This is a genomic window from Rhizobium sp. ZW T2_16 (assembly GCF_044987325.1).
Classification (GTDB): domain Bacteria; phylum Pseudomonadota; class Alphaproteobacteria; order Rhizobiales; family Rhizobiaceae; genus Neorhizobium; species Neorhizobium cellulosilyticum.
Genome location: NZ_JBJDRG010000027.1, coordinates 15,501 through 37,981 on the forward strand (window position 1 = coordinate 15,501; position 22,481 = coordinate 37,981).

Sequence of the window (22,481 nt, forward strand, 5' to 3'; positions counted from 1 at the left end):
ATGGTGTTCATCGGCCGGCCAGTATCAATCGATGGAGACGGCCTATGAGCAAGCAGGCAAGCACCTCTAAAACCGAAGGCGGCAGTGTCACGCTGCGGGGCATCAGCCGCAGCTACGGCGCAAACCAGGTGGTGAGCAACATCAATCTCGAGGCGAGAAGCGGCGAGATCCTGGCTCTGCTCGGCCCGTCGGGCTGCGGCAAGACCACGACGCTCAGAATGATCGCCGGACTGGTTCAACCGACGGCGGGTGACATCGCCATAGACGGCAGGCCGATCACCGACCTTCCCGTTCATCGGCGCAATCTCGGCATGCTGTTCCAGAACTATGCGCTGTTTCCGCATATGACGGTTCTGGAAAACGTCGCCTTCGGCCTGTCGATGCGTGGCGTCGGAAAGGCGGAGACGGCCGAGCGGGCAAAGCGGGCACTAGCGCTCACCCATCTCACCGGCTTCGAGGATCGCATGCCATCGGCACTGTCCGGCGGTCAGCAGCAACGGGTGGCACTTGCCCGCGCCATCGTCTACCGGCCCAAGGTCCTCCTGCTCGACGAACCCTTCGGGGCGCTCGACAAGAAGCTGCGCGAGGCGATGCAGATCGAGCTGCGTCTGCTGTGCAATGAGCTGGGGCTGACCACTATCCTCGTTACACACGATCAGGAGGAGGCGCTAGTGCTCGCCGACCAGATCGCAGTGATGCGCGGCGGTCGCATAGAGCAGGCGGCGTCGGCCCGCGCGATCTACGAGCGGCCGTCGTCGCATTTCGTCGCCGACTTCATCGGCACGTCGAATTTCATCCCCGCCACCATCCTTGGAAAGCAGGGCGACACGACCACGCTTCAGGACGCATCCGGACAACCATTCGAAAGCCGTGTCCCAACGGAGCTCAGTGCCGGCGAAAAGGCGGTCGTTGCCATACGCCCTGAAAGCGTGCGGCTTTTTCCGGGCGAAGCACCTTGTGGGACAGTCAACGTTTTTACCGGTAAGGTCCTCAGAACCGTCTTCAAGGGACAGGCGCTGTCAGTTTGGCTTGGCATTCCAGGGTCGGAATTCATTTGCTCGTTGCCGACAGAGACAATCGGTGTCGCACATCCACAAGACGGTGATACCTGGACTGCAACATGGTCGGCGGAACGTACGCTGATCGTGCGGGAGCAGTGATCCGTTCATGCAAATGACCATCCCTGCTATCGGCGTCATCCTCCCGTCGTCCAACCGCGTCGTCGAACGAGTGACCAACGTGATCCTGGCGGATTATCCGGGCATCGACGCATGCTTTTCCCGAGTGCCCTATGGTGGCCATCCGGCCGATGGATATGACCTGCAACCATTTCTGCAATCGGCAAGGTTGCTGGCTCAGGCCAAGCCCGGCATCATTCTCTGGAATGCTACGCGTGGCGCTCTGCTCGGCTTCGAACCCGATCGCCAACTCTGCGCGCTCATCGAGGAAGAGACCGGCATCACCGCGACGACCACGGCGCTCGAAACCCCGAGGCTGTTCCATAGATTGGGGCTGACAAGGATCGCCCTGATTCAACAGGGCGATCCGGAAGATGGCGAGCACTTGGTCAAGGCCTTCGCAAAACGGAGCATCACCATCGTGGCGCGACGCGATCTGTGCATACGTGACAATTTCGAAGCATCTTCCGTTCCAGCAGACAAAATCGTCCGGCTGACAATCGAGCTTGCGGCCGAGCAGCCAGACGCCGTTTTGATCTGGAGTACCAATCTCGGCGGGCATGCTCTGACAACTGATCTGAGTGAACGGATCAAAATACCGGTGTTTGACTCGGCCGCGATCGGCACCATCGCAGCGCTCGAAAAGGTCATTTCGCAGCAAAAAGACTCCGCGATTAAGGGCGCTCTGGCGGCGGTCAAGACCTCATAGATCCGCAGCGCGCTCTAAAAACGAGAATAGATGACGTAGCCCGCTGCCTTGAAAGGGCTTGAACCCTCGACCATTCAACTCATCCAACCGCTCGGCCCGGCATACAACGAGCGCATGTTCGTCAAGATGCAAACACAATAGAAAGTAGCCTCAGGTTGCGCTCGAGGTCGCAAGACCTTCATCTGAGCCGATGCATACGCGGTTTCGACCCTGCTGTTTTGCGGCATAAAGCGCTGCGTCAGCGGCCGCCAGGATCATTTCTCGCGATATTCCTGGACAGACGGCGCACGAGACGAGGCCGATGCTCACACTCTGGGGTGGGGGACAGTTCCCCTTCCCGGCCACGCCTGCAAGTTGGGCAGCATGCCGCGCCCTTTCCGCAACGACAGATGCCCTCGACAAATCGGAATCCGGTAAGATCGCCACGAATTCTTCGCCGCCGTATCGAGCAAGGAGGCCGCTCTGCGAGATGACCTCGTTGAGCACCGTGGATAACACCTGCAAACACCGGTCACCTGCCTGATGTCCATACGTGTCGTTAAAGCGCTTGAAATGATCGACATCGATCATCATCAAGGAGATCGACGTCTGGTGTCTGTGCGCGTTCACGAGCATCTCATCAAACGCCGCATCGAATTTGCGCCTGTTCGCCAGTCCGGTCAGCGGATCCTCGAAAGCACTTGCAGCCAGTCTCTCGTTTGCGACGCGGAGGAGGTCGTTCTTGACGGTAAGTTCTTCAAGTAAACGCTCGTTCATCTCCTCCGCACGCAGTTGTCGCATTCGGTTACCCACCATCTGGACGATAAAAGAGGATAAAAAGCAGTAGTATAGGACGCATGCTGGGATAATGATGTAGTTTCCATCCAGATATGCAGCAATAGCCATCAGTCCCAGAACAAGAGCGACGTTGATGAACGCCGTTCCCGGCATCATGAACGCCCTTCCGGCCGCGCCTTGCACTATCGCGCATGCCACACCAACAGTAATCGTCTGGGTGGCAGCCGACGCCCCGTAAAGCAGCACTGCGCCGGAAACACCCCATCCGAGCCCGCAGACGAGTGAGCCAAATACGAACAGGGATACCCATCGCTGGTGCACAGGGACGGTAGCATGCTTGCGGTAAAGGTATTCTAGAACGACCCGCAGAAACAGGCACGCTGCGGCCACGATCGTCGCCAGAGCGCCCGCCAACACCGCTCCTGACGAGGCGGCGCTCAGGCCTGCGAGAGCAATGCCGCACGTTGCAACCACATGTGGCTTGCTACTATAAAGCTCCCGGAGTGTAGCCTCGACTTGCGCTGGCGAGGCTATCTCGGAGCCCGCCAAGATAAATGGATTTAACATTCCACGGAGGCGCATCGCATTTTTCCAGATCAGTCGATGCTTTACCTACAGCATCCGTAAGATCTTTATCAGTTCCTCGTAAAATATCCCTTTCATCCCGATTAGATTCCGAGTTACCGATTGCTCGCGTATCGGCATACGGATTACCTAAGCAATCCACCATCGAACATCGTGCGCCAAGCCATTTCCGTCATCGACGTTGGAGCCCTTGGAACCTTCGTCACTTCGGCTTGAACCAGTCCTAACCATTTTCCTTGCCGAGGATTGGCTGGCGCTATTCGCTTTTACGAGTAGCGCCAGCGCCTCAGCTTGTGCCAATAGCCAATGTCGAAGCCCCTCATTCCCAAACTAGGCAGGGCTCAAGCCCGGGCAAAATCCCGCATCAGCCGAGCATTTCGCGCACGTTCTTAATGGATTGTGCCATTGATCACCATCTTCGAGACGAAGGCTTTCATGAGATCCGGATCGAAATGGCCGGTGGAGCGCATCATCGTTTCGATGGCCTCCGCTTGTGACCAAGCCCGCTTGTACGGTCGGACCGAGGTCAGTGCGTCGTAGACGTCGCAGATTGCCGCAATGCGTGCAACGTGTGGAATTGCCGAGCCGGCCAGCCGATGCGGATAGCCGGTCCCATCGAATTTCTCATGGTGGTAAAGGCAAATATCGAGAACAGGCCGGGGCATGCCAGCGATACGTTTCGCCATCTCGTAGCCTCGTTCCGGATGAGTTCGAATGAGATCCATCTCTTCGACTGTCAGCTTTCCGGGTTTACGCAACAATGCGATTGGCAGCATCATTTTGCCGAGATCGTGAATCAGGCCGCCTAAACCGAGAACCCGCACCGCTTCCTCGCTTAGCCCGAGGTTTCGTCCGAAAGTGACCATGAGGGCACTGACCGCCAGCGAATGCAGGAATGTTCCCTCGTCCTTCTTCTTGAGTTTGGCCACAGCAATCATCGCGCCAGCATTGGTCATTGCTGCCAGCATGATCCTCTCGACAGCTTTGTCCGCCGCGTCCAGATGAAGCGCCCCCCGAAGGCGAGCCTCGACGAGAACATCGCTCACACTGCGTCGGGCATCCTGAATGGCTTCTTGTGCATGTAGAATCTGCCCCGCGCTGAACTTTGAGGCAAGAGTAGACTCAAAATCGATCAGATCAAGCTGGACTTCGTTGTGATCGGGATCAACGTCCAACCCTTTCTGCGTATTTATAACGACACTGATCGCGTGACTGTTCATCATAAGGTCGACGTCGAAGGGAGACGCAACAGGCCCAAGATGCGGAAGCGAAAGAACCGCTCCCTCAAGCTCCTCAACATACATCCCGACGCGAACCTGATGCAGCCGTATCCTCTTCTTCATCCTTGCCCCCAAGGTTCCCTATCGAGATAGGAGCACAGTCATTCGAATATGTTACCAAACTCCGAATGCCGCAGTGCAACAAAAAGCGGGTATGTCACGCGGGCGTCAGTTGGAGCTTGTTTGCCAAGGGTGGTCTCGTCCGGTGGTCCCACATCAATGCAGAGACATTGCGTTCGGTGTCTCGGACCGTCCAACATGCCTTACTTATGGACTGGATGGACGCTGGCCCGGCGGTCAATCCCAGCGAACTCATCCGTGAACAGCTTCGAACGCTGCCCGGAAAATGTGGCTTGCTAGCGCGGTCGATACCTAGGCTGCGGCTAGCATTTCCCTCATGGTCGCGATGACGCGGCCGTGGTCGTACGGTTTGCTAAAAAACTTGCCCTCAACCGGTAAAAGCTCATCGCTCAATTGACGATGGCCAGAAGCCACGATGATCTTGACAGGCGGCCACCTGTCACGCACTGCAGCAGCCAGCTTCAGGCCGTCCATGCTGCCCGGCATATCGATATCGGTGAACATCAAGCGGATTTCCGGATGGGTGTTGAGAATGTCGATGGCGTCGTCTGCATTTGAGGCCTCGAGCACAATGAACCCCTCGTCCTCGAGCGACATAACCATATCCAATCTTACAAGCGCCTCGTCTTCAACGACAACGACAGTGATCCCCTTTTGCGTCATCCCTCAAACTCTCCGCAGTTGACGCTTCACATGTGTCTTTTCGACTATGCGAACCTGATGAACGCGCATGACGACAGATTGATCCGAGGAGAACTATTTTATCTTTCAGCAAGTTACAGCCGAAGGTTATTTCAATCCATGATTGAGGATATGCGCGATCTATTTTTGCGCCGACATGCGCGACAGAGACCCGCTCACTGACAAGCGAAAGCCGCCTGGAGCGAAGATGATTTCCGGAACCGTGCCGAATAACGATCCCAGCGCGGAGCGCACATAGCGCGTACCATAACCCTGCCGCGTCGGTTCTTGGACAGCCGGTCCCCCGACCTCCGTCCAGCTCAGAGAGAGTTCTGAACTGCCGTTTGCGGCAACAGACCACAAGAGGTCAACATGCCCGTCCGGATGCGAAAGCGCGCCATACTTTATGGCGTTCGTGATCAGCTCGTGCAGGCACAGCGCGATCGCTGTGCCTGCGTCCCGGCTAACAACGATATCCGGCCCGCTGACATTGATGCGACTAGCGCCGGCGCTATTGTAGGGAGAAACCGTCAGATCAATGGCGGCTGAAAGCCAAACCTCCGCGCCACCGGCCTCGAAGACAGCACTATGGACGTTGGACAGCGCCTGCAGCCGACCGGCAAAATCGCTTGCCAAGCCCTCAACGGACGTGGCGCCGCGCCGGGTCATCTGGAAGATCGACGTAACACTCGCCAGGATATTCTTGACCCGGTGATTGAGCTCTAGACGCAGTTCTCGCTCCCGCTCGATGGAATCCCGGACCTGGCGTTGGCGCAGCCGCACCAACAGGTTCGACTGAATGCCGTTTACAAGCTCCAATGGCGCGATCGGACGCGTGTAAAACAAAAGACGCGAGCCCGGCCATGAAGTCAGCAATTGGTTGCGGATCCGTTCAATCGGCGCTGTCCGCTCCAAAAGGATGATAATCGGGACTTCCGACCAGTCGGGCTGCTCCGCGAGATGCGTGGTAATTCGTACGATAACCTGTGGGTTGAGGGCCTCGTGGGTTATTACGATGATGCCTGGAGATAAAGCCAGATGCTCGACCAGATCTCCGTCCGCTTTGGCGGCCTTGACATCGATCTTCTGCTCTCGAAGGAAAGCTGCGACGTAATCTGCGTCCTTGCGAAACGGAGCAAGGACGAGCACCCAGTCCAGCTCGCTATCGACCGGGAAATCATTCATTTCGGGTCCGGGAGAGGATTGTAAGCGACGACGCTGACGCCTCCGCTTTCTATGATCAGCTCACGGATATTGAGATCGTGGGGACCGTGCGCCCAGATCGAGGAGACCACCTCAGACTACGACCGTGAGAAGCTGCAGGAACGTCTTGCCAAGCTCGCGGGCGGCGTTGCTGTCATCCGTGTCGGCGGATCGACCGAAGTCGAGGTGAAGGAGAAGAAGGATCGCGTTGATGACGCCCTTCATGCGACCCGTGCCGCTGTCGAGGAAGGCATCCTGCCGGGCGGCGGTGTTGCCTTGCTGCGCGCGGTGAAGGCCTTGGACGGTCTGCCGACAGCCAACGACGATCAGCGCGTCGGGATCGACATCGTCCGCCGGGCGATCGAGGCGCCCGTTCGCCAGATCGCCGAGAATGCTGGCGCGGAAGGTTCGATCATCGTCGGCAAGCTGCGCGAAAAGACTGACCTTTCCTTCGGCTGGAACGCCCAGACCGGCGAGTATGGTGATCTATACGCTCAGGGCGTCATTGACCCGGCCAAGGTGGTGCGCACTGCACTGCAGGATGCAGCCTCGGTCGCTGGCCTGCTGGTCACGACAGAAGCGATGATCGCAGAGAAGCCGAAGAAAGACGCCGCTCCGGCGCTGCCCGCTGGCGCCGGCATGGATTTCTAATCACTCACAGGCCCGCCCCATCCGCCGGGGTGGGCCATTTTGGGAGACTAAAGAGTGCCCGAGCCCATTTCGAGAGAAGATGCACGTTTGTGCGCCAGCGTTGTCAAGGAGATCGCTCGAGCGAGAGATATTGTCAAAGATCCGGTCGCGATCGGGAGCTTGACGGCATCCGTCGCCAGACTGTTCAATAGAGGCATGCGCGATCGCGAGGAGCTCCTGGCGGCAGCCATGCAGGCTGTCCCTATGTCGGCTAACTCAACCTCGCAGCAGTGAGAACCTAGGCTCTCAACAAACCACGGAACCATCGATTCGCCAAACCAGCCAAGTTAAGAGAAAGGAAACACGTATTTCTAGTCCGGGAGCAAGCCAGCGCTGACATCAACGCTTTCAGCGCGCTTTAGTCCGGCGCGAGCGCAAAGGCGTCGGGTCGACACAGCCGCGAGAGCGTTGCAATGATTGGTAAGTTTCGCGAAGCTTGGACCTTATGGCTGCACCCTTCAAAACGAGGAGGACGGTTCCTTCGTCCGATTTCACACCTAAGGGACGCAGATGAAGCGCTCTGCAGGCGTCGGGGTCGCCGATCTTATCCCGTCGGTTGCGTCCGTGCCGTGAGTTTATGTCCGTCCGGATCGCGAATATACGCGACGAATGACCCGTTCGGACGCTCCGCGGGAGGGCTCTCGATCGCTTCGCCACCGTGCGTAATGCCGGCTTCGTGCCACGCTAGAACGTGAGCGGCGCTCGCGGCCCCAAGACCAATCGTTCCACCGTTAGCTACGGTCGCCGGCCCTCCATTGATTGGTTTCGTGATCATCAACCGACCACCCTCGTGGACGTAGATCAGCCTGCCTCTCGCATCCATTTCGCCGAGCTTGCCACCCAGCGCAACCAACGTGGCGTCGTAGAAATTTCTGGCTCGCTCCAGATCGTTGCTGCCGATCATGATATGGGTGAACATTTTCTATCTCCGGTAAGATATCAAGCAATCAGAATACCGTTAGCGTCGTCGGTACGCCACGATTAAGGGAATTTGCTACCGTGCAGATCGACCAAGCACGATCGATCAAGGTCTGCGGGTCAGACCCATCCAGTGTCGTGCATCTCACGGATAGGACGGCGTTGGTGGCAACAAGAGGCGCACCATCAAGTTCCAGCTGAACCGTCACGGCTATGTCTCCGATTTCGACACCGAGGTCATGGGCAATATAGCGAAGGTCGTTGCAGTAGCAACCTCCGACTGCCAGACCGAGGAGCTGCCCGCCATTGAACCCTAGGCCCAACCCGCCGGCCTTGCCGTCTGGCCTATCAACGACAATGGTGTGTCCACCAGCCCAACCAACTGCTGCCTCCGTACCCGCCATATTGCGCAATTCCACGATCGACTGAACCATTTCCTTAACTCCCTCCGCGAAAGTTTAATGGCACGCTCGTGGCGCAAGCTCATTGTGTCAATGGTAAACCAGACCCTTTTTTGGCAGGACGGCCGGCGTGCCATTGCTATCCGGATATCTGAAGGCTGCACGAGATGACTTGTTTCGTGGGGGGGTGGAACGGGATCTTTCTCGGCGGCAGCGCGTCAAGACAGCGGCCAGCCGGCGGTTGAGCGGTCGTTCAGTCAAATACGTCTTAAATCTTTCATCCGGTGTTTAACCCTCGCATGTAGCCGTCATCCGGTCTCTAAACAGGATGCCGTATGCCGGATTTCTTCACGCTGTTCGTTGTCGTCCTGCTGCTCAATCTTTCACACAGCATGCTGTGGGGAATGATTGCCTATCGGTACAAAGATCTGCGAGCTCCGCGCTATTGGCTTGCCGGCAGCGCCGCAGGTGTAATTGGTGGGATCGCTCTCTCTGTGCAAGGGGAGAGCGGCCTCATCGCCAACACAGTTGCCGGCAATGGCTTTATCATTCTGGGATTCTATCTGAACCTGTGTGGCACGCGTCAGTTTCACGGTGACAAAGTTCAAGGAGCGAGAACCTCCATCCTAGTCGCTGGCAGCATATTGGCCATGCTCGCGACTTTCCACATGTGGTATGGCCGCAATCCTGTTTACACGCTGGCACAGTCGATACCGCTGATGCTAACCGCCACCTATCTTTTGCGAATACACGGAAGGGATCTCGGAGCGGTCGTCGCCGGCATAGCCATGTTGGCAGGCGTATTGTCCCACATCGTGATCGCCGGCGGCAACGTTCTGATCGTGATTGGCGCAGCGCCTGGTCTCCAACTATATCAGGCTGCGTCGATTGACCTACTGATCTTCCTGTTCGCATCGGTCGTCTGGAACTTTGGATTTCTCATTTCGGCAGTCGAACGGCTGCGCACTGAAGTCGAGCGCCTGGCAAATGAGGATGAGCTGACAGGGATCGCCAATCGCAGACTTTTTATGAAGCACCTGAGCAGTGTTTGCGAAACGGCGCACGGTGGGCAGGGTTTCAGCTTGCTCCTGTTTGATCTCGACAGCTTTAAAACGATCAACGACAAATATGGCCATGCGGCAGGTGACGCTGCCTTGAAGCATGTGGCAGATTTGATCACGAGACAGTTGGGACAGGGCGATGTCTTTGCTCGTCTTGGAGGAGACGAGTTCAGTCTGTTGATGATTGGCGCAGATGTGAACGACGCTGAGGCTATCGCCAAGCGGATCGTTGGCGAAGTCGGGAGCACGCCGCTGCATTGGGGCGCCCTGCAGGTGCCTCTCTCGGTCAGCATCGGGATCGTTTCACGAGGTCCGTCCGGGTTAAACCCTGAGATCCTTTTGGACAGCGCGGACCGCGCGCTCTACGAGACCAAGCGGCGCGGCCGGAACGGCTATACAGTTTTCGAGGCAACCGACACAGAATCGAATGTCATCCATCTTGCTAAATTTTCCCCATCCGGTTCTGCAGCCGGATCATAGCTTCGCCCTCACGAACCGCCTCTTTTGCCAATAGGTTCGGCGCGAGCAATCCCAGCGGGATGCCAGATACAGGTGAGGACTTTAGCTCTCCCCGTTAGAATGATCATACCCGGCCACAACTCTCGTAAAATAGAACTGACAGAGCATGATTGAAACACCTCGTCTTATTCTTCGTCCGCCGATTTATTCCGATTTCAAGCCTATGATCGAGATGTTCTCGGAAGAGCCTGTGTTACGACAGATCGGCAAGCTCAACCGCAGCGAAATCTGGACCCGGCTCTTACGCGACGTCGGGCACTGGCAGTTGATGGGTTTCGGGCAATTTTCGATAATTGAACGCGCGCAAAACACTTACACAGGCAAAGTAGGGTTTGCGGTGTTCGAGCGCCCGCTGGGCCGAGCGGACACAAATATTGAAATGTCCTGGACTCTTCAAAGCCGGTTCCATGGGCGCGGATATGCGACCGAGGCAGCGCAAGCAGTGCAGCATTGGTTCGAGCGCGATCACAGGCAGCCAACAGCATGTCTTATTGCTGTGGGAAACGTTCTATCACTTCGTCTCGCTGAACGCTTGGGCTACAAAGAAATCGATAAGGTGTGCCGTGACAAGGGAGACGCCATCATCTTACAACGAGATCCTTAAAACATTATCCTAGCTCGGTAGGGAGCCGAGCTGTTCAAGTTCTCGATCGGAAGCGAACCTGTGTTTCCGAGCATTAAGCGCGCTATAATCGTAACGACTTGGGCCATCTCTGAGCGCAGACCGATGATTTGATCGTCACTATTCCGTCGGTCGGTTGCTGAGGCCCGTGGCGGAGCAGCGAGAAATTCCTTCGGCCACCCTCGTGGTGATACCAGCAGTTCGATACTCCTCTGCTGGACCACGTCGCCGTTCAGGATGAGCACGATCAGCTGCCGCGAAACAAGCAATTCGGTTGCTGAAAGGCACGTGCCGCATTCTCGATATTCCAGCCGAACACCCACGCCTCTGCTCTCTGCAGCCAGCCATCCCTCTCTTGGGGACACTCTGTTCTTTCAAGATACGGCATTACTGGATTTTCGCTTGCAGAGAGACCCAGAACCCGGGCGTTTATTCCCCGTTGTTGCCAGTCAAGGATTATTTCAACATCGAAAGTCATTCGATCCTCATGATCGTCGCTGGGCTCTCGCAGGCTTTAGAGCTGCCGAGGCCTTCTGCGAATCAAGGCTTGCTCGAAGCTTACCTCAGCCCATAAAGAGTTCTCGCTTCAAGCGGCCGATCGCACTGGTACGTTAGCGTACACGGGCCTTTAACCAGCTTCTAACCAACTTGCTTGGCGTCGTTTTAACAGCCGCTGTTTTACCGTCTCATCAAATACAGGATGACGGCCCGCGAATGACAATGCAGCTTCAATCACAGTGGTTTCTACGATGGGTTTTGCCGTTTTGTGCCTCCTTGGCGCTTTGTGGTTTGCTTCTCATCAGTTTGACTTGGGCGGCAGCAAGAACCGATGAAGTCGCGGCGCTTCGGCAACGCGATCTCGTCACGCTCACGGTCGCGAAGCTAAAGGTTGGCGTTGCGCATGATCAGGAAAGCGCAACGGTTTGGGACGATGCCGTCAGAAATGCAACCAGCGGGAACCTCGAATGGATCGAGGCGAACCTTGGCTCCTGGATGCACAGCTATTTCGGCCACGACGCCGCGCTAATCCTGAGGCCTGACCTTTCATCCTTATACCAGTTCTCATCAGATCCAGACCATGCTCCAACGCCCGGCGATTTTCAGAAGGCCTATCTGCCGCTTGCCAAAATGCTCCAGGCGCGACTGTCTGTCGGAGATACCGAAGGCACCAGTGACACGATCCTATCGATAGGAGAAGCGGATCTTGCCTATGTGGGCTTTCGACCCGCGATCGTTAGTGTGAAGCCGATCGTGTCGGACACTGGTAATCTTGAGCAAATTCCTGGCCAAGAGATGCTACACGTGGCAGTCCGCTATCTCGACGGTGATCTGCCCGCAGTGATCGGCCGAGAATATGAGTTCGCTGACCTAGAATTTGCGGCAAAACAGCCGACAGGACGCAACATCGCCTTCGTACCGCTGATTGCCCGAGATGGACAGGTATTCGGCTATTTCCGTTGGAAACCATTTCGACCTGGGCAGCACGTACTTGAGGCCACTACCCCTGCCCTCATGCTCGCGTTCATCGCATTGTTTGCGGGGACCAGTTTGGCTGGAGGCGCAATTTGGCGTCGCTCGGAGCGCTTGGCTGCGAGCCGCGCCGAGCTTAGGCATCAAGCCTCTCACGATGCACTAACAGGTCTTGCAAATCGCGGTCACTTTGGCGAGCAACTCGATCGAAGGCTCCCAAACGCACAGGCCGACGAGCTGCACTGCGTCTTGTTTGTAGATCTTGATCGCTTCAAGGCTGTCAACGACACGTTCGGCCACCCGGTTGGCGATAAGCTGATCAGTTCGGCCGCAACCCGTATGCGCGACCTTCTCCCTAACGCTCTCATAGCCCGCATAGGAGGCGACGAATTTACGATCCTGCTGCAGGGCGACGACGCGCGGAACGCCGAGGAACTGGCCAGAAAGCTCGTTCATGGTCTGAGAATGCCCTTCGAGATCGAGGTGGCGCATATCGTTATTGGTGCAAGCGTCGGCGTGGCGTTTGCAGCCGGCTCTTGCGATCCGGTTGAACTGACCCGCCAGGCCGATATAGCGCTTTATCACGCCAAGGCCGCCGGCAGGAATACTTACGCGCTGTTCGGGGAGCATATGGACAAGCTGTTGCGCAAGCGTAGAGCGTTGGAAAACGATCTAAGATCAGCGGTTGAGACCCGGATCCAGTTTGAAACCTTCTACCAGCCGGTGTTTGCTGCAAATAGTGGGGCCCTCTGCTCGCTGGAGGCTCTTGCCCGCTGGAACCATCCGACACTTGGCTATATCAGTCCCGATCAGTTCATTCCTCTGGCCGAAGAGATGGGCCTTATCAGCGACATCGGTGCATTTGTGTTGGAAGACGCATGCAGGACGCTGGCCGAGCTTCCTGACATCTCGGTGGCAGTCAATGCTTCTACGCTTGAACTTGAATCGCCTGGCTACGCGCTGCGCGTTTTGACAGCTCTGGCCAAGTGGCAGGTAAGCCCGGCCAGACTGGAAATCGAGATGACTGAAACGGCGACCGCAGACGACCGGGGCGAGCTCGAACGAACAATCTCGATGCTGCGAGCAGCTGGCGTTAGTTTTGCTATTGATGACTTCGGAACCGGCTATTCCTCGTTTTCACGCGTGCAAAAGATCGAGGTCGACCGGATTAAAATCGACAAGTCCTTTGTTGACGAGATTCATCGCAGCGATAGCAGAGCGCTGGTTGTTGCGATGATCGACATGGCACGAGCGAAGGGCCTCAAGATCACCGCAGAAGGTGTAGAGACCGTAGAGCAACGAGCGGCTCTTGAAAGTCTCGGCTGCGACGATCTCCAGGGTTTTCTTTTATCCCGGCCTTTGCCTCGTCAGGCTGTTGTCGCGCTCGTGACCGGGGCAAAACAAACTCTGAACGTGGCAAGCTCCGGCACCGCCTAAGCAAGGATCAAGCTGCGTGGGCAAGTGGCCACGAAGGACCTCTTGACGGGTCACTGTCATACTTGTTCACTCATGCTATGTTTAAAGCTCCGAACGCCGCGCAGATCAGAGTTTCTATCGACGAGATCAATCCGGACGTCTGGCGCCGCTTGATCCTGCCGATCCATTGGAACCTGGAACAGTTGCACCTTGGCATACAGGCCGCGTTCAATTGGTGGAACTATCACCTTTATGAATTTCGCATCGGCGGTCTACGCTATGGCGACGTCGAGATCCTGACCGAAGACGCGACTGACGAGGATCCTCGGGTCTTCGATCAAACAGAGGTTCGGCTGCTGGATTTCGAGGAAGGCGCAGTGTTGCGCTACCACTATGATTTCGGGGACGGCTGGCGGCACACGGTTGCGATCGAAGAGTTTTTGACGCTCGCCACTGCGCCGAAACAGGGCAGCTGTATCGCCGGCGAAAGAGCGCGTCCGCCTGAAGATGTTGGCGGCGTGTCTGGTTACGAGCGGTTCCTCGACATCATCGCCGACCCGGGTGATCCCGAGTTCGAAGAGACCATGCGCTGGTGCGGTGGTCATTTCGATCCGGAATGGTTCGATCTTGCGATGACGGACAAAGATCTCCGGAATGCTCTTCGGTCGAATGCCAGGCGACGCCTGTATCAACCGAAGCCGAAAGCGGTCTCGAAGAAATGAGTTGAGCAAACAGGCGGGCTCATCGGCAAGAACCCCGTCGATTTAAGAGATTCCGTCGAAGGATCGGCGATCAACTTACAGGATCAAATGGCCTATCTGCGACCGCCCTCCGTTATCGATGCTGGAGGCGCTCTCGAAGCCACGAATTTTCCTTGCGAAGTCTTGCCGCCAGCATCGTCCTTAGAAGACGGTTCTCTTCCTCGAGCTGCTCGAGATCATCCGGTTCATTTTGCTCGACCGGTGTCTGCCGCCGGTCTTGCGGAAGAGGCCGTCTAGCAGGCGATCGGCGCTCCCTGATAGCCGTTCCCGACTTGCGCCCCCGTATCGCGGGCACAGCAGCGTCAATGTCTTGCTCATTAGCCCTATCCGGCGCTGCGCTGACATCATCGGTTGAAACCTCCAAACCAGCAATGTCTACCATGTCGGTGCTTGCTGAGGTCGGGGCTGATTGTTCAGGGATATGAGCTGGTGCTGACGTCTCCTGCGGCTTGGAAGGTTCGCTCTGGACTAAAGCAACCTCGACATCGCGGGCCACGGACTTCAGGTCCAGATTGCCCCAGATGGAGCTCGGCGCCTTGCTGTCGACTTTGCGACGACCGGATTTGTATTCGACGACGAAACTACGCTGAGGCTTTTTCATATGGCTGTTGAAGACCTGGGGATGCGCATGGAACGCTGTGTTGGATGGCGGCAGATGTCTACATCAACTTTTGCTGGAATCAAAACGGCGCCAATTGCCTCTTAGCCGGCTTGCAAAAACTCGACGTCCTCCGGTAATCTTGAGCCTGCCGATCAACAGTGCCAGACCCATGACCCAGACAGATCCTCCCTCCTCTGAACGCTCAGAACTCTCCGGCCGATACACTGAAAACGACATCACCGTCATTGTGGAAATCTTCCGTCCCTCAGCCGGTGATGATTGGCGGATGGAGGTCACAAGCTTAGAAGACCAGGTCACCGAATGGAATGAATCCTTCGCGTCTGCGCACGAAGCATGGGAAGAGTTCATCTACGTCGTCAATACGGAAGGTCTCGCGGTCTTTCTCTAGACGCCTTCATCAAGGGAGATATGGTCTGGTGATCGACAGCGACCCAGCAGTCCGTCGAGCACAACGATCGAGGTCTGTCCCTGGCGCAATACTACCGACCGTCACCGATGCGGAACAAATTGATATCCCAAGTGCCGATATTGATCGCAGTTATTCCACTGTCCGGGATGCTGACTGAAATCTTACGGCGTCCTTACCGACCGCCTTCGCATCGTAAAGATGCGCGTCGGCCTCTTTGAGAAGCTCGGAAATATCACACTTCTCGCCGTCCAGATTCCGCCGATGCTTACGCGGACGTCGGCGGTTCCATCGGCAATCACAAGAGGCGCCCTCATCGCATGAGAATGCGCTCTGCCGCAGCCTCCCCTGTGGTCGGCAACGTGCGGCGGACGGGCCAATCTGGAAAACGAAGGATAAAAATCCGCCAGATCAAAGGTGGCCGAGGCCCTTGTGATTCTAGCCGTCCATGGCCTTTCCCTATGACGACGAGTGGCTCTGCGTGATTTTTAAGACAGGATGTGCCCTACCTGACGGGAAACTGCCTCTTGTTTTGCCGACTCATACCCGGCATCCGCATAGCGGATGATGCCGAGCGAGGTATCGTTGGTGATCGCCATGTCCAGCCGTTCGGCAGCTTCTTCCGTGCCGTCCGCAACGATCGTCACGCCTGAGCTGGTCATGTAACCCGCATAACCGCCGCCGCCCGAATGGATGACGACGAGATCGGCCTGTGACGAGCAGAGCGTCATGGCATTGATCAGCGGCCAGTCGGCGATGGCATCCGACCCGTCCTTCATGTTCTCGGTCATGATGTTGGGATGCGCCATGGCGCCGGCATCGAGATGATCGCGCGAAAAGGCGACGGGGGCCTTCAACTCTTCCTTGGCCACGAGGTCGTTGACCGCAAGCGCCAGCCTCGTGCGCTCGCCATGGCCGAGCCAGGCGATACGCGCCGGCAAGCCTTCGAACGGCACGTTTTCCCGCGCCAGTCGGATCCAGTTGGTAACGATGTAATTGTCCGGGAAAAGCTCCAGCACGAGATCGTCGATACGGGCGATATCGCTCTCTTCACCCGACAGCGCCATCCAGCGGAACGGCCCGATCGCCTGGGCAAACAGTGGCCGCAGATAGGCTTCGGTGAAGATCGGAATGTCGAATGCATTTTCGACGCCGCCCTCTCTGGCTTGGGTGCGGATCAGGTTTCCGTTGTCGAAAACCTCCGCGCCTTTTTCCTGCAGCGTCAGCATGGCGCGGACATGATCGGCGATCGAGGCGCGGCTTGCCGCCATCAATTGGCCCTGCCCCTCTTTTCGCAGCCGACGCACTTCTTCGAGGCTCATGCCCTTCGGTACATAGCCATAGACGAGGTCATGGGCCGAGGTTTGGTCGGAGACGACATCCGGCACGATGCCGCGCTTGACGATCTGCGGATAGATATCGGCGGCATTGCCGACGAGCCCGATGGAGACGGCACGTTTTTCCTTCACCGCTTCGTCGATCATCGCGAGCGCAGAATCCAGATCGGGTGCGACCTCGTCGAGGAAGCCGATCTGTTTGCGCTTGGCAACCCGATCCGGATCGATGTCAACCACCAGGATCGCAGCACCCGCCATCCGGCCGGCGAGCGGCTGAGCCCCGCCCATGCCGCCGAGCCCTGCGGTCAACACGAAGCGGCCGGCAAGCGTTCCACCGAAGCGCTTTTCGGCAATGCGCATGAAGATCTCGTAGGTGCCCTGGATGACGCCCTGGCTGCCGATATACTGCCAGGCACCGGCGGTGAGGCCACCCCAGCAGATCAGGCCCTTTTCCTGCAACTCGTAAAAATACTCAGCCTTTGCCCATTGGCCGACGATGTTGCAATTGGCCATGATGACCAGCGGCGCCTTGGCATGGGTCTTGAGCAGGCCTACGGGCTTGCTGGACTGGATGATGAGCGTCTGATCCTCGTCCATCTCCTTCAATGCCTTGACGATTGCGTCATGCGCCGCCCAGTTGCGTGCCGCCTTGCCGAGGGCTGCATAAACGATGAGATTGTCCGGATCCTCGCCGACGGAGAGCACGTTTTCGAGCAGCCGCAATAGCGCCTCCTGCCGCCAGCCTTTTGCGCGCAGTTCTGATCCGCCGGGGATCGGGAATTTCGGATGGCGTGGGTTCGGCTTCGGCATGGTGGTCTCCCTATTTTTTGAGAGGAACCTTGCCCCTCATTTTTTTATCGTAAACGTCAGCCCCTCATCCGCCTGCCGGCACATTCTCCCGTAATGAAGGGGAGAAGGACACGAGCCGCAATGCCCCCGTTTCTCGCCAACGTGGAGCGAGGCAAGTCCCCTCTCCCCGCTTGCGGGGGGAGGGTCAGGGCGAGGATCTACCTCACGTAACCGACCTACCCCAGCGCATAGTCGGCAATACTGATCCCCAGCGCCTTCTCCACGATCGGATAGACCGATGGATCCTTGACGCTCGACGACAGGGGAATGATCGTCTTCGGCACATGCAGCAGGAAGACGGACATTCCGACCTCCAGCTGGCCGACGCTCATCGGCTCGCCTTCCGGCGACAGAGTGGAGATGATGTCCGGGAAGGTCGCCAGACGCTGACCACCGGCGCCGTCCACCGCCATGTATTCGTTCATGACGTGAAGCGTGACCGCCTTGTCTCCCCTGCCGACCGTGATCGTGCCGACGTCGAAGGCTTCCTTCGTATAGACCACCGACTTGGCTGTGACCTCGCCTTCGCCGATGATCGTGCCGCCGGTTGTCTTGACGATCGCATCGATGATCGCGTGACCACCCTTCCTGTCCGCCTCGATGATCGCCTCACCGAGCGTCAGCGCGAGGCTGATGCCGCCGAGGGCCGCATTCTGACGGACGTAGGATGCGCGCAACGGATTGCGGCAGGAGGCGATGAAACCTCCGGACATGTCGGAAGCGGTGCGCAGCACCGGCGAGACCTTGGCCGTCGCGCCGCGCACGACGAGTTCGATATAGCGGTTCTCAGTGCGGTTGCCGCCGACGGCCGTCTGGATCATCTGTTCCGGCGAATTGGCCATGCCGATCGATCCCATGTCGCCGGTCGGGTGGGCACGCACGTCGCCCACCGCATCCAGCACCTTGGTGCCGAGAATGGCCGATGGCAGCCAGCCGTTCAGCGTCGACGACTTGCCGTTCTGGCCGATCATCAGCGCCGAGACCTTTTCGCCGAGCGCGTCCTGCAGCAATTGCACCGCCTTGACGTAGTCGATGCCCTGCATTTCCCAGGCCGTCGTCGAGGCCGGCGCGCCGATCGCTGCCGCCGTCGCGACCCAGTCATTGTCGTCGAGTTCGTCGATGGAGATCAGTTCGGGCTTGCCGATCGAGACGGCGGCATAACCCAGCATGCGGCCGTGATCCGACCATCCGCCGCCGCCCGCGGCATAGACCGAGCCCCCGCGGACCGCAGCCTCGACATCCTTTTCCGTCAATATGCGGCCCATCTTCCTATCTCCCTATTTCCTGTCGAGTTCGAGAACGGCTTCGTAGAGCACGGCGGTGCCGAGCGTGATGGCATCGTTTTCCGACCATTCTTCCGCGGCATGGCTGCGGCCATCCTTGCTGGCGATGAAGATCATCGCGGCAGGTGCGACCTTGGACAGGAAGGCGGCGTCATGGCCGGCGCCGGAGACCATCGGCCGGCTGGTGGCGCCGATCCGCGCTGCACCCGAGGCCAGAAGATCGGTCATCATCTCAGACATCGGCGTCGGCGCGGCATTGGAAACGCGGCGCGGCTCGGCGATCGTTACCTTGCGCTCGGCGGCAGTCTCGACGCAAAGCGCGGAAAGCTGCGCGACGAAACTCTCCATCACGGCGGGCTCGACGGCGCGGGCATCGATCAGCATGCGGACATGGGAGGGAATGACGTTTGCGGCATTCGGCTCCATCGAGAATTCTCCGACCGTACCTGCGAAATAGCTCGGTCCTGCGGCCAATTCACGGGCGATACGCTCGATCCCGAGCACGACAAGCGAGGCTGCAGACGATGTTCAGACTGATGCCGCCCGACCTCGGGTTAGCCTACGTCGTCATTCTCCATCTGTGGGCGATCGAAGCCGATGTGTCACAGGAGAGGCTCGCGAAGTTTTTCGTTGATGAGGGGACCCACTTTCGTGTGCGGAAAGAGCTTCGTGAAACGGTCCTTTTCGCAAAGCACAGCATCCTCAAAGAGCCGCCGTTCATGCGGCTCGATTTGATCACATGCCGCAATTTGCTGATCTATCTTGAACGCGGCCTGCAAGCCCAGATCTGCTCGCTATTCAGCTATAGCCTACGAACCGGGCGATACTTGTTTTTAGGCTCGGCGGAAACAGTCGATGCAGCCGCTGATCTCTTCGCGCCCATCGACCGCCAGGCGCGGATATATAGCGCCCGTGCAAATGGGCCCCAATTGCTCCCGATCCTCCCCCAGTTTGCTGTATCGGACCAACTGGCAGATTTCACTCGACCCATTGCGCTCGTCAGCGACCGGGGAGCGATGCCTGCGGCCCTCCATCTCGCATCACTGGAACAACACGCGCCGGCAAGCGCACTCGTCGATGACAGCGAAAATATCCTGCACCTCTCGCCAACGGCCGGCCGCTTCCTTCTCCATTCGGCAGGACCTGTTTCTCGCTCGCTGACGGCAGTTGTTAGACCGGAGTTGCGCCTCGACCTTGGCATCGCGCTCACCCAGGCCCTCCAATCGGGAGAGCCATCGATGACGTTTCCAATGGTTGTCGGCTTTGATCATGGGAAAAGGCGCGTTGCGTTACAAGTCACACCTCTCACAGGGGAAGGTCACAAGGCCCGACAAGCACTGGTGTTCTTCTTGGATGGAGGCATTGTTACCGAAGACGACGAGCCTGATCAATCTGATGGCCGGCCTGATGAAGTTCGTCGTCTCTACGCGGAGCTGAAAGCGTCGCAGGAAGCTCTAATGATGAGCAGAAATGGGCACGAGGCTCTCGTCCAGGAACTACGCGCGGCCAACGAAGAGCTGCAATCGATGAACGAGGAATACCGATCCACGGCAGAAGAGCTCGAGACTTCGAAAGAGGAACTACAGTCCATCAACGAGGAACTGCATACGGTCAATGCGGAGTTAAAAAACAAGCTCGATAGCATTTCGGCTGCACATAGCGACCTTCAGAATCTCTCGTCCGCGACTGAGATCGGCACCCTCTTTCTCGACCCGGAACTCCGGATCAAGATGTTCACATCTCCGGTGGCGGAGCTCTTCAATATTACCCGACACGACATTGGTCGCGCTATCACGGATTTCACGCACCACCTCGACTACGACGATATCGACGTCGACGCGCGCAGGGTCTTGAAAGACTTAGTGCCAATTGAACGCGAAGTTACCAGTCGCCGTGGCAAGCAATTTACGATGCGACTTAGGCCGTATAGGACCGTGGAAGATCGGATTGATGGTACCGTTGTCACGTTCGTCGATGTATCAGACCGGGCCCACGCGGAAGCAGCCTTGCGGCAGAGTGAGGATCGCTTCCGACAGTTTGGTGAGGCGTCGCAGGACATACTTTGGATCCGAGACGCCGAGACCTTTCAATGGTCGTACCTTACGCCGGCGTTCGAAGAGATTTTCGGACTTGATCGCGAAGCTGCGCTACGCCGTGACAACGTGCTTGGCTGGCTCGAACTAATCGTGGAAGACGATCGTCAAGCCGCTGCAGAAAACCTGAAGCGAGTTGCAGATGGAGAACGTGTGACGTTCGACTATCGTGTAGAGCGACCGAAAGATGGCACAATCCGCTCGATACGCAACACCGATTTTCCCATCAAGGATGTAAACGGTAAAATTGTGCACATAGGCGGCATTGCTCAAGATATTACAGCGGTGAAGGGCGCCGAAGAGGCACTTGCAGCTGCGCAATCACGTCAACGCGCCTTCCTTGAAGGCATACCGCAAATCGTATGGAGGGCCACACAGAGCGGGCATGTTTCGTGGTCAGGTCCGCAGTGGATGAACTACACGGGACAAAATGAAGCTGAAAGCTTCGGGATGGGCTGGCTGGATGCCGTTCACCCTGACGATCGTGACGCGGCGCATAACGCTTGGGCGGACGCGATGCAGATGGGTGGATTCGAGATTGAGTATCGTATTCGGGAAGCTCGAACAGACACCTACCGGTGGTTCCACACGCGGGCCACACCCGTCCGCGAAGACCGCGGTGAAATATTGGAATGGCTCGGTACTTCAACAGATATCGAAGACACAAAAATTCTTCAAACGCAGCAGAAAAATCTGGTGGCCGAGCTCCAAGTGCGCAGCGGAAATCTTATTTCAGAGGTCCAAAAACTGGCGGATACGACCCTCCAGGAAAGCAGTAGCCTGGATGATTTTGGTCGCCGGTTCTACGAGCGGCTGAATGCTCTGGCGCGGGAGGGATAGTTTATTGCGGGTGATCGAACGTGGACGGTTCTTTTCCTTCGTGATGATCACCACACAGCACCGGCCTGCTATGGACTCTTGATGCGGTTAGCCTGGCGACCCGCGGAAGTTGCATTTGTCAGTCACTGGCGTCTTCTTCGGCAGGGTTCAACTTGTACGTACGTCTCAATCTCGAAACTGTGTCGTGAACTCTCTCCTGCCTGATGGAAACGTCCGCGAGCGGTTCGGTACAAGCAGATCGAATTGCATGCGGCCGTGAAGCAGGCCATTCAGCTCGGAGCTATCGGCTTCGATGCGGTCAAGCATCTGATCTTGTGCCGGGTCGAGCGCCGGTCGCCGCGGTTGGATCTGGCGATCTATCCCTACCTGCCAAGGGCGACGGTCGAGAAGACCTCGGCAAAGGCGTATATGCGCATTCTGTCGCCGAATCGCGATCACAACGGTGGCCACCGGCTTAATCGGTAGTTACCCAATCGTGAGCCGAATAACCGCATCCTCTATCACCTCGGCATGTTACTGAGCCCAACGACCTTGCGTGGAGTTAAGCTCTTGAGCGGATCTGAACCGTCGGCCTAGGACGCGGACTCATTAGCTGAGGCAATCCATATCCTCGTTGCGGCAAGCTTGAGAGCGGCGAGATAGTTATCGGCACGTCGGTCGTATCGCGTGGCGAGGCCCCGCATCTGTTTGATACGGTTG

19 protein-coding genes and 2 pseudogenes are annotated in these 22,481 nt (G+C 57.5%); 10 read left to right on the forward strand and 11 right to left on the reverse strand.

Going from position 1 to position 22,481, the window contains the following annotated elements; genetic code table 11:
• Window positions 1–44 precede the first annotated feature (44 nt).
• Entirely contained in the window at window positions 45–1,160 is a 1,116-nt protein-coding gene (locus ACI3K0_RS28020) for an ABC transporter ATP-binding protein (RefSeq protein WP_404946747.1), read from the forward strand.
• A 187-nt stretch (window positions 1,161–1,347) separates the two neighbouring features.
• Complete coding sequence (locus ACI3K0_RS28025) at window positions 1,348–1,887, forward strand: hypothetical protein (RefSeq protein WP_404946763.1); 540 nt, start codon at window positions 1,348–1,350, stop codon at window positions 1,885–1,887.
• Between the two features lie 150 nt (window positions 1,888–2,037).
• Here the strand turns inward: ACI3K0_RS28025 and ACI3K0_RS28030 are convergent, their stop codons facing one another.
• The 4 genes from ACI3K0_RS28030 to ACI3K0_RS28045 all read right to left on the reverse strand — a co-directional run bounded on the left by ACI3K0_RS28030 (window position 2,038) and on the right by ACI3K0_RS28045 (window position 6,476).
• Window positions 2,038–3,078 carry a GGDEF domain-containing protein gene (locus tag ACI3K0_RS28030; protein WP_404946748.1) on the reverse strand — a complete coding sequence of 347 codons (1,041 nt, stop codon included), beginning with the start codon at window positions 3,076–3,078 and terminating at the stop codon, window positions 2,038–2,040.
• A 560-nt stretch (window positions 3,079–3,638) separates the two neighbouring features.
• Window positions 3,639–4,592, reverse strand: a complete 954-nt coding sequence (locus tag ACI3K0_RS28035; RefSeq protein ID WP_404946749.1) for an HD-GYP domain-containing protein — start codon at window positions 4,590–4,592, stop codon at window positions 3,639–3,641.
• 309 nt (window positions 4,593–4,901) lie between these two features.
• Window positions 4,902–5,273 carry a response regulator gene (locus ACI3K0_RS28040; RefSeq protein ID WP_206828809.1) on the reverse strand — a complete coding sequence of 124 codons (372 nt, stop codon included), beginning with the start codon at window positions 5,271–5,273 and terminating at the stop codon, window positions 4,902–4,904.
• 159 nt (window positions 5,274–5,432) lie between these two features.
• Window positions 5,433–6,476 (reverse strand): sensor histidine kinase, encoded by a 1,044-nt coding sequence (locus ACI3K0_RS28045; RefSeq protein WP_404946750.1) that lies wholly within the window; start codon window positions 6,474–6,476, stop codon window positions 5,433–5,435.
• Between the two features lie 90 nt (window positions 6,477–6,566).
• Here ACI3K0_RS28045 and ACI3K0_RS28050 point away from each other — a divergent pair.
• A pseudogene (locus tag ACI3K0_RS28050) lies at window positions 6,567–7,145 on the forward strand (TCP-1/cpn60 chaperonin family protein); the annotation flags it as partial.
• A gap of 583 nt (window positions 7,146–7,728) precedes the next feature.
• Here the strand turns inward: ACI3K0_RS28050 and ACI3K0_RS28055 are convergent.
• Together ACI3K0_RS28055 and ACI3K0_RS28060 are read right to left on the reverse strand one after the other, a co-directional pair.
• Complete coding sequence (locus ACI3K0_RS28055; RefSeq protein WP_153353332.1) at window positions 7,729–8,103, reverse strand: VOC family protein; 375 nt, start codon at window positions 8,101–8,103, stop codon at window positions 7,729–7,731.
• Window positions 8,104–8,131: 28 nt separating this feature from the next.
• Entirely contained in the window at window positions 8,132–8,536 is a 405-nt protein-coding gene (locus ACI3K0_RS28060) for an OsmC family protein (protein WP_404946751.1), read from the reverse strand.
• Between the two features lie 302 nt (window positions 8,537–8,838).
• Here ACI3K0_RS28060 and ACI3K0_RS28065 point away from each other — a divergent pair, with 302 nt between their 5' ends.
• Window positions 8,839–10,044: a GGDEF domain-containing protein gene (locus ACI3K0_RS28065; protein ID WP_404946752.1), complete on the forward strand. Its 1,206-nt coding sequence runs from the start codon at window positions 8,839–8,841 to the stop codon at window positions 10,042–10,044.
• Window positions 10,045–10,189: 145 nt separating this feature from the next.
• A complete protein-coding gene (locus ACI3K0_RS28070; protein ID WP_404946753.1) occupies window positions 10,190–10,687 on the forward strand; it encodes a GNAT family N-acetyltransferase in 498 nt (165 codons plus the stop codon).
• A gap of 265 nt (window positions 10,688–10,952) precedes the next feature.
• On the opposite strand, the gene ACI3K0_RS28075 is transcribed toward ACI3K0_RS28070, so the two are convergent.
• On the reverse strand, window positions 10,953–11,183 hold the full coding sequence (locus tag ACI3K0_RS28075) for a CrpP-related protein (protein WP_153353328.1): 231 nt from the start codon (window positions 11,181–11,183) through the stop codon (window positions 10,953–10,955).
• A 236-nt stretch (window positions 11,184–11,419) separates the two neighbouring features.
• On the opposite strand from ACI3K0_RS28075, the gene ACI3K0_RS28080 reads away from it, so the two are divergent.
• Both ACI3K0_RS28080 and ACI3K0_RS28085 read left to right on the forward strand, forming a co-directional pair.
• Complete coding sequence (locus ACI3K0_RS28080; protein ID WP_404946754.1) at window positions 11,420–13,612, forward strand: putative bifunctional diguanylate cyclase/phosphodiesterase; 2,193 nt, start codon at window positions 11,420–11,422, stop codon at window positions 13,610–13,612.
• Between the two features lie 77 nt (window positions 13,613–13,689).
• On the forward strand, window positions 13,690–14,313 hold the full coding sequence (locus tag ACI3K0_RS28085) for a plasmid pRiA4b ORF-3 family protein (protein ID WP_404946755.1): 624 nt from the start codon (window positions 13,690–13,692) through the stop codon (window positions 14,311–14,313).
• A 112-nt stretch (window positions 14,314–14,425) separates the two neighbouring features.
• Here ACI3K0_RS28085 and ACI3K0_RS28090 read toward each other — a convergent pair whose 3' ends face one another.
• The gene (locus tag ACI3K0_RS28090; RefSeq protein ID WP_404946756.1) at window positions 14,426–14,953 is read right to left on the reverse strand and encodes a hypothetical protein; all 528 of its coding nucleotides are present in this window, start codon (window positions 14,951–14,953) and stop codon (window positions 14,426–14,428) included.
• Between the two features lie 169 nt (window positions 14,954–15,122).
• Between ACI3K0_RS28090 and ACI3K0_RS28095 the strand changes: the two genes are divergently transcribed.
• Window positions 15,123–15,362, forward strand: coding sequence for a hypothetical protein (locus tag ACI3K0_RS28095; RefSeq protein WP_404946757.1), 240 nt, complete (start codon window positions 15,123–15,125; stop codon window positions 15,360–15,362).
• A gap of 506 nt (window positions 15,363–15,868) precedes the next feature.
• On the opposite strand, the gene ACI3K0_RS28100 is transcribed toward ACI3K0_RS28095, so the two are convergent.
• The 3 genes from ACI3K0_RS28100 to ACI3K0_RS28110 all read right to left on the reverse strand — a co-directional run bounded on the left by ACI3K0_RS28100 (window position 15,869) and on the right by ACI3K0_RS28110 (window position 19,353).
• Window positions 15,869–17,527 (reverse strand): urocanate hydratase, encoded by a 1,659-nt coding sequence (locus ACI3K0_RS28100; RefSeq protein WP_404946758.1) that lies wholly within the window; start codon window positions 17,525–17,527, stop codon window positions 15,869–15,871.
• A gap of 215 nt (window positions 17,528–17,742) precedes the next feature.
• Entirely contained in the window at window positions 17,743–18,831 is a 1,089-nt protein-coding gene (locus ACI3K0_RS28105; protein ID WP_404946759.1) for a DUF917 domain-containing protein, read from the reverse strand.
• 12 nt (window positions 18,832–18,843) lie between these two features.
• Complete coding sequence (locus tag ACI3K0_RS28110) at window positions 18,844–19,353, reverse strand: M20/M25/M40 family metallo-hydrolase (protein ID WP_404946760.1); 510 nt, start codon at window positions 19,351–19,353, stop codon at window positions 18,844–18,846.
• Window positions 19,354–19,373: 20 nt separating this feature from the next.
• Here ACI3K0_RS28110 and ACI3K0_RS28115 point away from each other — a divergent pair, with 20 nt between their 5' ends.
• Together ACI3K0_RS28115 and ACI3K0_RS28120 are read left to right on the forward strand one after the other, a co-directional pair.
• A complete protein-coding gene (locus tag ACI3K0_RS28115; RefSeq protein WP_404946761.1) occupies window positions 19,374–21,782 on the forward strand; it encodes a PAS domain S-box protein in 2,409 nt (802 codons plus the stop codon).
• A gap of 240 nt (window positions 21,783–22,022) precedes the next feature.
• Window positions 22,023–22,247 (forward strand): annotated as a pseudogene (locus tag ACI3K0_RS28120) (hypothetical protein); the annotation flags it as partial.
• Window positions 22,248–22,481: the final 234 nt, after the last annotated feature.